Origin of the sequence: Asaia krungthepensis NRIC 0535 (assembly GCF_025995175.1) — a bacterium.
Taxonomy (GTDB): Bacteria; Pseudomonadota; Alphaproteobacteria; order Acetobacterales; family Acetobacteraceae; genus Asaia; species Asaia krungthepensis.
Genome location: NZ_BAPV01000004.1, coordinates 180,835 through 193,638, shown reverse-complemented (window position 1 = coordinate 193,638; position 12,804 = coordinate 180,835). Strand labels below are relative to the sequence as shown.

At 61.4% G+C, this 12,804-nt stretch carries 14 protein-coding genes; 6 read left to right on the top strand and 8 right to left on the bottom strand.

Going from position 1 to position 12,804, the window contains the following annotated elements; translation table 11 throughout:
* Positions 1-665: 665 nt before the first annotated feature.
* Positions 666-791 (bottom strand): hypothetical protein, encoded by a 126-nt coding sequence (locus tag AA0535_RS03350; protein WP_264814495.1) that lies wholly within the window; start codon positions 789-791, stop codon positions 666-668.
* On the opposite strand from AA0535_RS03350, the gene msrB reads away from it, so the two are divergent.
* The 3 genes from msrB to AA0535_RS03335 are packed head-to-tail and all read left to right on the top strand — an operon-like array spanning position 790 to position 2,080.
* Positions 790-1,176: a peptide-methionine (R)-S-oxide reductase MsrB gene (msrB, locus tag AA0535_RS03345; RefSeq protein WP_264814494.1), complete on the top strand. Its 387-nt coding sequence runs from the start codon at positions 790-792 to the stop codon at positions 1,174-1,176. The two genes, AA0535_RS03350 and msrB, sit on opposite strands and share 2 nt — an antisense overlap.
* Positions 1,177-1,208: 32 nt before the next feature.
* Positions 1,209-1,850 (top strand): uracil phosphoribosyltransferase, encoded by a 642-nt coding sequence (upp, locus tag AA0535_RS03340; RefSeq protein WP_264814493.1) that lies wholly within the window; start codon positions 1,209-1,211, stop codon positions 1,848-1,850.
* A 2-nt stretch (positions 1,851-1,852) separates the two neighbouring features.
* On the top strand, positions 1,853-2,080 hold the full coding sequence (locus tag AA0535_RS03335; protein ID WP_264814492.1) for a hypothetical protein: 228 nt from the start codon (positions 1,853-1,855) through the stop codon (positions 2,078-2,080).
* 245 nt (positions 2,081-2,325) lie between these two features.
* On the opposite strand, the gene AA0535_RS03330 is transcribed toward AA0535_RS03335, so the two are convergent.
* From AA0535_RS03330 to AA0535_RS03320, 3 genes are all read right to left on the bottom strand, one after another.
* Positions 2,326-5,058: a M16 family metallopeptidase gene (locus tag AA0535_RS03330; RefSeq protein ID WP_264814491.1), complete on the bottom strand. Its 2,733-nt coding sequence runs from the start codon at positions 5,056-5,058 to the stop codon at positions 2,326-2,328.
* 116 nt (positions 5,059-5,174) lie between these two features.
* Positions 5,175-6,563 (bottom strand): hypothetical protein, encoded by a 1,389-nt coding sequence (locus tag AA0535_RS03325; RefSeq protein WP_264814490.1) that lies wholly within the window; start codon positions 6,561-6,563, stop codon positions 5,175-5,177.
* Positions 6,560-7,390 carry an ABC transporter ATP-binding protein gene (locus AA0535_RS03320; protein WP_264814489.1) on the bottom strand — a complete coding sequence of 277 codons (831 nt, stop codon included), beginning with the start codon at positions 7,388-7,390 and terminating at the stop codon, positions 6,560-6,562. The genes AA0535_RS03325 and AA0535_RS03320 overlap by 4 nt, the downstream gene beginning before the upstream one ends.
* Before the next feature lie 216 nt (positions 7,391-7,606).
* On the opposite strand from AA0535_RS03320, the gene AA0535_RS03315 reads away from it, so the two are divergent.
* Positions 7,607-8,134: a hypothetical protein gene (locus AA0535_RS03315; protein WP_264814488.1), complete on the top strand. Its 528-nt coding sequence runs from the start codon at positions 7,607-7,609 to the stop codon at positions 8,132-8,134.
* A gap of 87 nt (positions 8,135-8,221) precedes the next feature.
* Here the strand turns inward: AA0535_RS03315 and AA0535_RS03310 are convergent, their stop codons facing one another.
* The 4 genes from AA0535_RS03310 to AA0535_RS03295 form a co-directional block, all read right to left on the bottom strand.
* Positions 8,222-8,752 carry a hypothetical protein gene (locus AA0535_RS03310; protein WP_264814487.1) on the bottom strand — a complete coding sequence of 177 codons (531 nt, stop codon included), beginning with the start codon at positions 8,750-8,752 and terminating at the stop codon, positions 8,222-8,224.
* Entirely contained in the window at positions 8,752-9,762 is a 1,011-nt protein-coding gene (locus AA0535_RS03305) for an L-threonylcarbamoyladenylate synthase (protein ID WP_264814486.1), read from the bottom strand. Before AA0535_RS03305 ends, AA0535_RS03310 begins: the two co-directional genes overlap by 1 nt.
* The gene (locus AA0535_RS03300; protein ID WP_264814485.1) at positions 9,759-10,565 is read right to left on the bottom strand and encodes a 3'(2'),5'-bisphosphate nucleotidase CysQ family protein; all 807 of its coding nucleotides are present in this window, start codon (positions 10,563-10,565) and stop codon (positions 9,759-9,761) included. The genes AA0535_RS03305 and AA0535_RS03300 overlap by 4 nt, the downstream gene beginning before the upstream one ends.
* A gap of 86 nt (positions 10,566-10,651) precedes the next feature.
* Positions 10,652-11,329, bottom strand: coding sequence for an NUDIX hydrolase (locus AA0535_RS03295; RefSeq protein WP_264814484.1), 678 nt, complete (start codon positions 11,327-11,329; stop codon positions 10,652-10,654).
* 66 nt (positions 11,330-11,395) lie between these two features.
* On the opposite strand from AA0535_RS03295, the gene AA0535_RS03290 reads away from it, so the two are divergent.
* Both AA0535_RS03290 and AA0535_RS03285 read left to right on the top strand, forming a co-directional pair.
* The gene (locus tag AA0535_RS03290; RefSeq protein ID WP_264814483.1) at positions 11,396-11,878 is read left to right on the top strand and encodes an NADH-quinone oxidoreductase subunit B family protein; all 483 of its coding nucleotides are present in this window, start codon (positions 11,396-11,398) and stop codon (positions 11,876-11,878) included.
* The gene (locus tag AA0535_RS03285; RefSeq protein WP_306310213.1) at positions 11,875-12,759 is read left to right on the top strand and encodes an NUDIX hydrolase; all 885 of its coding nucleotides are present in this window, start codon (positions 11,875-11,877) and stop codon (positions 12,757-12,759) included. The genes AA0535_RS03290 and AA0535_RS03285 overlap by 4 nt, the downstream gene beginning before the upstream one ends.
* The last annotated feature ends 45 nt before the right edge of the window (positions 12,760-12,804 follow it).

The window sequence follows — 12,804 nt, the reverse complement described above, 5'->3', positions numbered from 1 at the left end:
TCTCGCTCATGAGTTATTCTTGGTAGGAAATGTGACACGTCTCGCGCTCCAGATCGAAAACCCGGATCGTGACCCGCGGTCCTCACTTCCCGGGTCAATCCTGTTACTCGGACGATGCTAGCCGCGATGCCCGTGCTGGATGTTTCGCTCCGGGTCAGAATGGACCCGCCCGATTTCAGACAGTGCGACGCCCCTATGATTCTCATCTCCCGGTGCGAGGGGATGCAGGCGGACAGTGATCGTGTCAGGCGCATCGAAAGCTGTGAGAGCGGTCTGTTTGCTGCGCCGTCGCTTCTGGGGCGAGCGGGATCACCGTCATCGCCTCGTGAACTTGCCGATAGGCCCTGTCTCGCGTCGCCAGAAGAGACAGGGTGGACGCTTCATGCGCTATGTGGCGAGACCCCATCTGTTCCAATCAGGTTCAGTGCATGTATTGCCGCAACTCCTGCGCCCGTGAGGCTCGATTTCACCTGCTCCTGGAGCGCTGTCGTAACGGCCAGCCTCGGGACCTGCGCCTCTCTGCTGGCGCCAGGTAAGCTGGTACCTGTACTTCTGGTCGACGCTGTGGGGCCGGGTGCCAACTATGCGGCTCGGTCAGCGCATCATCAGGTACGCCGGATTATGTCCGTCTTCATGGCGCGGCTCATCCACCAGGTGGGGCAGAATCAGAGGATATCGGAGGGGATTTCGGCAAACCCGATGAAATTGGGACGTTGATCCTCCATATCATGAGCCAGCCCCGCATACGATGCGGGAATGTCACGTCTGTCGGAAAGAAGGATCGCAATCATGAGTGATGATATCCAGATGCCAAGCTGCGGCCTGCCCTTGACCCCCGAGCAGCATCGCGTTCTGCGCGAACACGGTACGGAGCGACCGGGCTCGAGCCCTCTGAACGACGAGAAGCGTATGGGCGTCTATTACTGCGCCGGATGTGGCGCCCCGCTTTTCGATTCCGATACGAAATATGAGAGCGGGAGCGGGTGGCCATCCTTCTTTCGCCCGCGTGAGGGCATGACCGAAACCACCGTGGACAAGACCCATGGCATGACACGCATCGAGGTGCATTGCGCGCAATGCAAGGGACATCTGGGTCACGTGTTCCCGGACGGGCCGAAACCTACCGGGTTGCGTTTCTGCATGAATGGTGTGGCGTTGCGCTTCGAACCAAGCTGACATCGCAACGATTTGACGCTAAGGATGGCGCCATGACTGCCCTTCCTCCCTCTGTGGTCGTGCTCGACCACCCGCTCGTCCAGCACAAGCTGACCCGTCTGCGTCAGGAATCCACTTCGACCGCGGGATTCCGTCGCCTCACACGCGAGCTGAGCCTGCTCATGTGCTATGAGGCAACGCGCGATCTCAGCACCGAACCTGTCCAGATCCAGACACCTCTCGAAACCATGGAAGGGCGTCAGCTCTCGGGGAAGAAGCTTTGCTTCGTCTCGATCCTGCGCGCCGGAAATGGTATTCTCGATGGCATGCTTGACCTGATTCCCGCGGCACGCGTGGGGCATGTGGGGCTATATCGCGATCACGATACCCTTGAAGCGGTCGAATACTACATGAAGCTGCCCGATGACGTGGCGGATCGCGAATGCATCGTGGTCGACCCCATGCTGGCCACCGGCCACAGTGCCGCTGCAGCTATCGACCGTATCAAGGCCAGCGGTGTGCGCAAGATCATCTTCGTGTGCCTTCTGGCAGCGCCTGAGGGCGTGGAATGCCTGACGGCCCGTCACCCGGATGTGCGCATCGTGACCTGCTCGATCGATCGTGGCCTGGATGAAAAGGGCTATATCCGTCCGGGGCTTGGCGATGCCGGTGACCGTTTGTTCGGAACACGCTGAACATGACCAGCGAAGATGTCGACGAATGGCTCGATAGCTGGGTCGAAGCCAATCATACGCAATGGGGCACGCCGGATCAGGCGGTACAGGCCTGTGTTGCAGCAGCGGGGCTGGAAGGGATCACCGAGCGTGATCTGAACACTGCGTCCGGCGGTGACCTGCGCACCTATCTGCAGGAAGAAGGCGAGGCGATCGCAGAGGCCTCGGGCTCGGCGCCCGAAGGGTTCTGATCGGCTCATCCGGACGGTGCGGGGTCGCCTGCCCCCGCTCTCCTCATCCGTTTCGCCGAGTGTCTGCGTGGCCGGGTTTTCCGGTGGCTACCTGCTATGGGGCCGCGTTAGACGGGACGACTGTCATTCCTTTCGCCTTGCCATCGACAGGAATACGCTTTCTCCCTTCTCGTCGTGATCGTGCGGCTTGTCGAATATTCCGGGCGCATATGGAGCGGCGCTCCATATGCGTGAGGGGTGACATATTATCGCGGCGCCGGGCCGCGAATGATTTGGACCATGTCCTGAGGGCGGATCCAGTGATGGAAGGCATCCTGCACCTGCCTGGCGCTCATGCGATACACGGCTGAGGCGCGGTCATCGGGTTCCGAGAGCGGCAGGCCGAGATCGGCGAGGGAGAGATATTGCCCGGCAATGCCGCCGAAACTGGCGCGATCCATGGGAATGGCGCGAAGGATGGAGGCTTTCGCGTTCAGGAGTTCATCGTCCGAGACCGGCGCGCTCTGCATGGCCGTCACGTTGTGAACCGCAGCATCGCGCGCCTTGGTCGTCTTGTCGGGATCTGAGCCATAGGTGATGAGAAAAGCCCCACGATTGGCAGACCAGCCAAGATCGCTCCCGGCCGTATAGACCATGCCGGTTCGGACGCGCAGATCCTGCATGAGGCGCGATGAGAAGCCTGACCCAAGGATTTCATTGCCCACCTCAAGAGCATAGCGATCCGGATTATGGATGCCGCTCGCGATGGTCTGGGCGAGATAGACGGAATCCTGCACACGGCCCGGATCGTCCACAACCGCCTGGGACGGTTTGTTCTGGGGGCGGGGCGGAAGATCGACCACGGGCTTGGCGCCATGAGCGGTCCATCCCGAGAAGGCTGCCTCGACGGAGGATTTCGCCTTTTCCGGTGTGATATCGCCGATCACGACAATGGTGGTCAGGTCCGGTCGATAGGCGGCGTTATAGAAATCCTGGACGTCCCGCAGAGTCAGTGAGGAAAGCGATTGAGGCGTTGTCTCGCGCAATGTTGGATCGTTTGCAGGGGCGAGAGCTTTGGTCAGGGCACGCTGGAAACGGTAACCCGGCGATTGCAGCACGCCTGCCTGAGTGGCAATGGCCTGTTGCTTGAGGATGGAAAAAGCCTCGATCGGAAAGGCAGGATGCAATTCCATCTCGGCGAGAAGAGACAGCGTCTTGTCGAATTGCGGCGTCAGGGCATTGAGCGAGAAAGAGAGCCCCGCATTGGCATCGGAGGCCAGAGCGTCAAGCGCTGTGGCCATGGCGAGCCGGTCATGGGTCTTGCTTCCATAGAGGAAAAGATCACTGGTCAGACCGGCCACGCCTTCTTTCCCCTTGGGCTGCTGCAGGTCGTTATTGTGACGGATGCTGCCATAGAGAACGACCGTGTGGCTGACATGCTCTGGCTGGACCAGCAATGTGATGCCGTTGCTCAGGGTATAGACCGTAGGCTGGGTGAGTTTCTGCGGCGCGGGAAGATCGGCAAGGGCGCTCGCGGCCCAGTCCGGCAGCTTGACAGTGCCGGAGGGGGGAGGCAGCAGCGACTCAGGTCCCTTGCCTGTGCTGATATCCGGTGCCTTGCGCCCCGACGGGGTCAGGATGCCGGTAATGGCATGGGCGGGGTCCAGCACTTTGGCCGCCAGGGCATTGACCATCTCAGGGGTGACCGCCCGATAGGCCTTGATCAGATCCTCCGGTGACTCCAGACCGTTATAGGCCAGGGCGGAGGCCCAGCTCTGGGTCAGCTCGCTCACGCTGTTGGCGTTATATTCGAGTGAGGCCAGTTCCTTGCGCTTGGCGGCGTCGACCAGTTCAGCCGGGACGCCCTTGCTGCGTATCGTGTTCAGGATGCCGCGGATCTCTGCGAGGAGGGCACTCGGATCCTGTCCCTTGGGAAAGGCTGCGAGCGCATTACCAACGCCGGCCTGCACGCGGGCATTATAGGCAAATTCCGTTGCAAGCGCCTTGCCCTGCGGGACGAGCGCGAAAAGCGCGCCGCGCTGGCTGCTGAGGACATCGGCTAGGATCTGGGCTGTGGCCATGTCCGGGCTATTCGACCCGGGCATGCGAAAGCCGATGCTGAGAATACCCGTGGCATAGTCACTATCGAGCGTGATGGTGGCGGGTTTGACAGGACCTGGAGTAATGACCGGGCGCGGGGGGAGCTTGCCGGCGGGAATGGCAGCAAACTGTGCCTTGACCTTCTGCAACGTATCGGTCGGGTCCACATCGCCCACGATCAGAAGGATGGCATTATTGGGCTGATACCAGCTGTCATAGAAGCCCCTGAGCAGCCTGGAATCGGTCTTGTCGAAAGACTCACGCGTGCCCAGGGCGTCGTGCTCATAGGGCGTGCCCGCAAACAGGGCCTGATTCTGCTGGATCGTGAATCGCTCGAAGGGCATGGACAGGTCGCGGGCGACCTCCTGTTCGATCGCCCCGCGTTCATGGGACCAGTCGGCGTCGCTTAGGAGCACATGGCGCATACGGTCGGCTTCGATCCTGAGAAGCACGTCCAGATAATGGGCCGGGGCCTGAAAATAATACTGGGTCGTGTCTTCTGTCGTGAAGGCATTGCTCACATTGCCGATACGCGCGCTTACCGTGGAGAGCTGATCGCGGCTGAGTCCCTTCGAGCCGTTGAACATCATGTGTTCGAGCGCGTGGGCCGTCCCCGGAAACCCTGCGGGGGCTGCGGCGGAACCGGAGAGATAGATGACCTGCGTCTGTACCACCGGAGCCAGGCGGTCAGGGACGATCACGACACGCAGCCCGTTGGACAGGGTTTCACGCACTGCACCCGACATGGCCGTTGCAGCAGGCGAAGGATTACCCGACCGGGAAGAGACAGCCTGCGTTTCGGCCCGGGCACTGCCTGAAGTCGCGTTGAGAAGCAGGACGGGCGCCATGAGCAGGCTCGACGCGAGCAGCGCGTTACGCAGAGGGGGCAGCACAGGCATGGATCACTCCGGATAGCGGTCAATCGTGTAACAGAGGCAGGGTATCACTCTGATGCCGTCTGTCCATGCTTGGCCCCGCCTTGACCTTTCCCGCGCAGTGACATGCAGAGGCTTTTCTAGCGTGGGGGCTCGATCGGCCAGTCCTGACCCGCAAGGGTACGCGGCACGATGAGGTAGACCAGACCCGCTGCCGCAACAGCACAGCAAGGCAGCAGCCAGCGCAGAGGCGACATGCTCTCACTCATGGTCAGTGCCGCAAACTGCAAGACAACGAGCACGCACATTATATTCAGAAGAGCGATGATGGATGGCCGGTTGAGACGCGGGGTCAGAAAGGCCAGGGCGGGGATGCAGGTGCACCCCACAAGAAGCAATGCATCCGCCATGCCCGTCGCCAGACCGAGCGGGAGAGACATGCGCTCATCCATCCATAGCATGACCGCCGTTGTCAGGCCTGTTGCCGCCCCGGCCATCAGGGCGCAACCCAGATGAAGACGCAGGATTTCACGAACGAAGTTATGTTTGCTGCCAAAAGGTGTGAGGGTCAGCAGAAACGGCCAGTCGCCGCGTTCACGCATCCAGAAGCAGAGCCCAATACCCGCGAACATCATGACCTGTCTCGCGCTCTGGGGGAGGCTGTGGCGAAAATACCCGGGTGGGGGCATGTGAAACAGGGTGATGGCTGGCACCGCAACGCTCAGGAGTGAGAAGCAGAGTGTCAGCCCGACACTGCCGATGATCAGGGTCACGGGACGCTCGAACCGTGCAAGATTTTTGACCGGGACCCGGGGCAGGAAAGGCGGCCGCCACATCAGGAAGCCGCTCCGCCCGCGAAAGCGGGCCGCCATATCCGAAAACCGTGAAGATGTGTCTGAAAGGGGCGGTGCGGGGTCTAGGCGGAAATCCGTGAACCGGAGCTCATGAAGCGTAACGGCTGAACTTGCCAGCAATAGCGCCAGGGCTGCAGGCCATGGGGCGTCGAAAATCAGCCTTTGTACCCTTGGGGCGAGGACGAAGAGAAAAAGGATACGTGTCGCGACCAGTCGAACACGGCGCGGTTTGCGGCGCAACTGGCTAGGCCCAACCTGATCGGCACCGGAATAAAGAGCGAGAGCCAGGGCCTCCAAAGCTATCGTGTTCAGAAGCCGGGCTTCAAGCAGCAGAGGCGGGATGGAGAGGATGAAAAACGCGACAAGGAGTACGACGAGGACCGCCCGATACTCCGCCCTGCGCAGACGGGGCATGAGAAAAGTCATGGGCGAGCGTGTCTGACGCCAGTAATGCGCATTAATGGCTGTGAAGCTGCTGAGGAGCGTGAGCCACCATGACGAAATAGCGAGGGTGAACGTTATCCGGGCATCTTCGGGTTGTGTCAGATGAGCATGGGCGGCGATGGCCATGCTGAAGCAGAGAACCGCGTAAATCGCTCCCACGATCCAGAAGAAATTCTCACGCAGGAAGACAGGCGAAGCGTAGAGGCGCAGTGCAGTCAGGCAGTCTCTCATCGCGTGAGCGCCAGAAACAGGGATTCGAGATCACCGGGGAGGCGTTCGAGGCTGAGCCCTTCATGGGCAGGCGTCCAGCCTTTCACCCAGACGCTGCCATCGGCCGCCTGCGCCATGATGCTCAGACCCAGTGCCGCGTCCGGCGCGTGGGCGAGATGCCGTATGCTGCGCTGAAGGTCTTCATCCTCGAACGCCGTCACGATGCGCCCTCTGCTCAGAATGACGAAGCGCGAGCAGAGCCGTTCCAGATCGGACAGGATGTGAGAGGAAAGCAGGATCGTTGCGCCGCGCTGTCGGGCTGTCTCGTGCAAGAGCGCAATGAAATCATGTCGTGCCTGGGGGTCGAGGCTGGCGACCGGCTCATCCAGAATGAGCAGATCCGGCGAAAAACGCAGGGCCAGAACAATCGCGAGGCGTTGTCTCTCACCGCCCGACAAGGCAGAGATACGGGATTTGCGATCAAGCCCTGCCCAATCGGCCCAGCGTTTGTCTTCTGCGGCCTCGGGATTGTCCCGATAGGCGGCGAAGTAATCGAGCAATTCACCGACACGGAACCAGGTCAGGCCGGTGAGGGTCTGCGGTACGAAGCCGATGCGACTGCGTGACAATGCAGACAGATCTCCTGCACTCTCGCCCCAGAGCGATACACGCCCTTTATCCGGGACGAGGAGGCCCAGCAGGCAGCCGAGCAGCGTTGTCTTGCCCGCGCCATTGGGACCGAGCAGAGCTGTGATGCTGCCCTGAGGCAGGGCAAGCGAGATATTCTCCAGCACCGGCTTGCGGTCATAGCCTTTGGACAGCTGATTGATGTCGACCGGCAGGGTCATGGCAGCGACCATTTCTTGTTATTGAACCGTATTGAATTTTAGTGCCATCCATTGCTCGTTGTTACAATGCTGGAGATGGATATTTTCTTCGCGTGCTCCAGCATCTTCCTTGCAACAGGGAATACCCTGTGCGGGGACCGTCTCCGGTTTTCGCCAAGAGAGGCATATTCAAAAAAACTGATGCACCTGCACGGATTGCAGGGTAAATCGGGCGACATGTCCAGATTTGTCGAAACTGTGAACCGGGCCGATCTCTGGCTTCTCGATCGGGTCTTTCAGCCTGTGGCGGACCGGCTGCCGGAAAAGACGCCCGCTGCCGATGTCGGCATGAGCCTGCAACTCGGTGCGATCCTCTTCTTTCTGGCGGCAATCGTGGTGCTCAGCTTCTGCGGTCTCGCCTCACTGGGCAGTTCGGTGTTCAATATCCTGAACTGGCTGATCTTCTGTGCCTTTTTTCTGTCGATCACCAAGATGCGCCAGCTTGTCAGGCCGGGTCAGGCCAATCCGCTGCGATCTCTCCTGCTGGGCATGAGGCCGCTCACCATCGTGTTCCTGATCATTTCTCTCTGGGGAGGGGTTTCCGATCCGGGCGCGCTAATGCTGGTCGATCTGTTCATGATCTTGTCGAACCTGATTTTCACGGTGGGGCTGTATCTCCTGTCCTGTCAGCCGCGCCCGCCGGTGCGTCGAACCAGCAGGAGCCGTGCCCATCTGACGCCTGTCATGGGTGGCCTTCAGGACTGAACTGACAACGCAAGGCGGGCTTATGGGCCGTGCTTTTTGGGCCGTTTCTGCCCTCGACGGAGCATGGCCTCATGCTCACCGCGGGCGTCAGTGCAGGTAGATCGATTTGTCCGGACGCGGCACATCCACGACGGAATGAATGAACTGTGTACCCGCGATACCGATCAGGATGCCCACAGCAAATCCGCACCAGATCAATGTACTGAAATAGGGCTTCCGGGCCTCGCGTGTCAGGAGGCGTGATTGCAGTTCGGCGCGCGATTGCTGGGTTTGATAGAGTTCGGAACGCACAGATTCGAGACGCGCCCGTGAATTGCGTAGCTCGAGATCCATCTGGCGCAGGTTATTCGTCAGGGTCACGATCTGCTGGCGCGCGGCCAGCACATCCGGACCGGTCTCGGTCTTGGTGGCACGGGGCTTGGGCTTTGCACGCTGAGGCGGGTTCGGCGCGATGGCCACAAACAGGTTCTTGAGCGCGCCGCCCGTTGTGCCGCTCTTGCGCGCGCGCGAACGCAGCGCATTGAGCGCAGCCACGGATTGCCCTTCCTGTTCCTCAAGGACGAGGGCAAGGATATCGGAGAGGACTTTCAGCTCCTTGGGGTCGAAAGCGCCCGACATCAGCCGATCATGCTCTCCAGATCGTCATCGTCGCCACCTGCCATCGGGCGAGGGCTCGCGGCACGGCGTAACCGGTCCATGATCGCCAGTCCAAGACCCTGGCGCGGAACCGCCATGGCGGCGATGGTCTTGAGCCCGCGCCTCTGGCCTTCACCATCGAGAAAACGCAACCCGGCAAAAAGCCGCGATGCTGCTTCCTCAAGGTCGCCGCGCTCGCTCAGATTATAGACGAGCCCCGCACCCGGAAGAGTGGGGCCGAACGCCAGAAGCGCCTCGTGCTCGTCCACGCTCTCTGCACTCAGACGAACCGGTAGGCCCGGAGCATAGTGCGATGCCAGCATTCCAGGTGAGGAGGGCAGCTTGGTCGCATAATCATCGGGGTTGCGTATCGTGCCGCAGATTGCCTCGAGCTTTTCGAGGGTGATCCCGCCCGGACGCAGCAGGAAAGGGACCTCGCGAGAGAGATCGATCACGGTGCTTTCCAGTCCGACGGAGCAAGGACCGGAATCAAGAATGGCATCGATGCGGCCATGCATGTTGCGCAGCACATGAAAGGCGTCTGACGGGCTGACGCGCCCGGACGGATTGGCGGAAGGCGCTGCCACAGGCTGTCCGACAGCCTGAAGCAGAGCCAGGGCCGTCTTGCCGCGCGGTACACGCACGGCAATGGTCGGGAGGCCTGCGGTCGCAAGGTCACAGATGGTGGAGCCGCTCTTGCGCGGCAGGATCATGGTCAGCGGGCCCGGCCAGAAGGCCTCCGCCAGACGAGAGGCAAGTTCATTCGCCTCGACATGGTCGAAGGCGGCTTTTGCACTGGCAAAATGGGAGATCAGCGGATTGAAACGCGGGCGGTTCTTGGCGGCAAAGATATGCGCGACTGCGGCATTCGAGGTCGCGAGAGCGCCGAGCCCGTAGACTGTTTCGGTGCCAAACGCCACGAGCTTGCCCTCGAGAAGAAGGGAGGCCGCGCGGGCAATGCTGTCCGGATCGGCTTTGAGGATTTCGGTCATGCGCGCATCTCCGGCTCAGCTTGGCGGCCTGTGCACAGAAAGGGAGGGTTGAACCAGCCCGGCTTGCCATAGGCCAGTGGAACACCGCGCTCATCGAGCACGTGTCCCCCTGCTGCCTCGACGATAGCCTGCGGTGCCGCAGTGTCCCACTCCATGGTCGGGCCGAGGCGGGGATAGAAATCCGCTGCGCCCTCCGCCACACGGGCAAATTTGGCGGCTGAGCCAATATTGCCCAAAGAGCCCACCTTGCGTCCGGCCAGCCATTCCCGAAGGCGCGGGTCATCGGCATAATGGCGCGACGCGAGAATGCGAAGCCCCTCCTGCGGGGGCAGAACGGCCTCGATCGGGGTGTTGCCCCGGCTGTCGCGACGCCACGCGCCAGTACCGACGAGGCCCGTATAGAGCTGCCCGTAAGCGGGAAGGGCCATGGCGCCCAGAACCGCGCGATTGCGATAGATCAGCCCGATATTGACCGTGAAATCGTCTCGCCCGGCTGCGAATTCGCGCGTGCCATCGAGCGGGTCGACCAGCCAGTAGATCTCCCCAGGTTCGGCGAGGTGACCATTGGCGATCTCTTCTTCACCGATAGCCGGAATATCCGGGCGTGCCATGCGCAGACCGGCCAAAATATGACGTTCTGCGGCCTGATCGGCCTCCGTGACCGGCGACTTGTCGGCCTTGATGATCGTCTCGAATCCCCGGTCGCGAATCTCGTTGATCAGCGTGGCAGCCTCATCGGCCAGTCTTGCAGCAAGGGCGAGCAGGGCGTCGGCATCAGGGGGGAGGGCGTCGGTCTGGGTCATTCATTCGCCTTACCGCAAGTTCAGGACATCGTCATGGGCAAAACGACGAAGACGGGAGTTTTGCCCGGACACGTCCGGTCCTCCTCTCACTGCCCGTTCCGGGCGACATACAGGTGCCATGCAAGGCGCAGCTTGGCATCCTGCGTGACGAGTGCTGGCACGTCATCGAGCGGCAGAAGACGCAGGGTGATCTGCTCGTTCTCCGCAGCAAGCCCTGTCCTGCGATGCTCGAGCGCCGCCATCTCAGCATCGTTCAAAGCGAGTTCGAGGGCATACAGGGTAATGCGCTCGTCACACCCGCCCGGTGACAGGGTGTAGGTGCCGAGCTCGATCAGCGCCTCTGCACGGAGCTCAAGGGTAATCCCTGTCTCTTCGGCAAATTCGCGCAGGGCTGCGCTCTCCACTGCGCCGTCATCGATCATCCCGGCAGGGAGCGATATCTGGGCGCTTTCTGCGACCGGCAGTCTTGGCTCGCTGGTGAGAAGCAGGCGAGCAGATGGCAACCCAGGGTTGACGACGACAAGGATACCTACAGAATCGCCCCGCAGCACGGCGTAGCGCGGAACGGGCTGACCATCGTGCAATGCCTCGGCTTCGGCGAACACGAAGCCGATGCGATCCCCAAAGCGCACGGCATCCCGTATGGTGACCCTGTGCACCTCGAAGGCCTTCTCTATGCCCCTGAGCCAGCGTTTCACATGAGGCGCATCGAGGATGGCCCGGTGCCATTCGGTCGGGATATGCTGGGCGAAGTCGGGTGACATGATGGGATTTTTCCAGAGCCGGGGTTATGGTCTTGATCACCACGAACGAGATGAGCGGACCTGTCCATGATATTCCTGCGCGCCCTTCTGGACGCTCACAAATGGCGGCCTCGCAGCGCGCTCCCGCCGGCACCGCGCCCCCTGACACTGCACGTCGTGGCGGGCGGTGGGTGCAATGGTTGTCTGGTAGAAACGCAGGCTCTTCAGGGGGCGGCTTATGATCTGGCGCGTCATGACATCCGTTTTGTCGAGACGCCGCTCGATGCGGAGCTGCTTTTCGTGACGGGTGTGGTGACGCGTGCCATGCTTCCCGCCCTTCAGGCCCGCTGGGCTGCAATGCCGTCTCCCAAAGGTGTGGTTGCGATCGGGGATTGCGCCCTGGGCGCGGGGCCGTTTGCCACCAATTACGCCGTGCTAGGAGGGATCATGGAGGCCGGGCTGGCCGGTATGCAACGCTGCGATGTTGCCCTGCGCGGCTGCCCTCCTGCACCGGAGGATATCCTGCGTGCGCTGCTCGTGCTGACGACCGGCCGCGTGGTGACAGCATGAGCGCCATACGTTCCGAACTCGTCGCGGTGCTGATTGCCGTCCAGGACGAGGAACCGCTCGTGCTCACGCTCGATCAGGGGCGCAATCTTCCTTCAGGTCCGCTCGAGACAGGCCATCGCTCGTTGCAGCGCGGCATGAGATTATGGGTCGAGCAGCAGACCCAGTGTCATCTGGGCCATATCGAGCAACTCTACACCTTCGCCGAGGCACTGGATGCCACGGAGGGACCGGATGAGCCTCGACTGATCCGTATTTCCTATATGGGCCTGACAAGGCTTGAGGATGCTCAGGAGGGCTGGCGTGGTCTCTATGAGTATTTCCCCTGGGAGAGCTGGCGCGAAAACGGCGCGGAGAGCCTGAATGCGGAGATTGCCCGTGCCTTGTCGGGTTGGGCCGGGCGCGATGCAGCGCGTCAATGGCGCTGTGCCGAGACTTTCGGGCTGGACGGTCAACCCTGGAACGATGAGCTGGTGCTTCATCGCTATGAATTGCTCTGGGAGGCGGAGCTCTTGCCGGAATCGCGCAATCCCGGGGTCTGGCTGGTGCCCGGACGATCCATGCCTTCAGACAGGAGGCGTATCCTCGCCACGGCTCTGGCGCGTCTGCGCGCCAAGATACGGTACCGCCCCGTTGTGTTCGAGCTGATGCCCGAAACCTTCACGCTCTGGCAGTTGCAGCGGACGGTCGAGGCGATTGCCGGACGACCGTTGCACAAGCAGAATTTCCGACGTCTCATCCTCGCGCAGGAACTCGTCGAGGAAACGGGCGAGGCGGCCGTCCAGCCGCAGGGCCGTCCTGCACGGCTCTACCGTTTCCGCCGCGAAGTTATCGGAACCCGTCAGTTGATGGGCTCCAAACTGCCCATCGCCCGCTCGGCGTGAAGGCGTCCATGGGGAATTTAGCACCAATCACGCCAATGTGGCTTT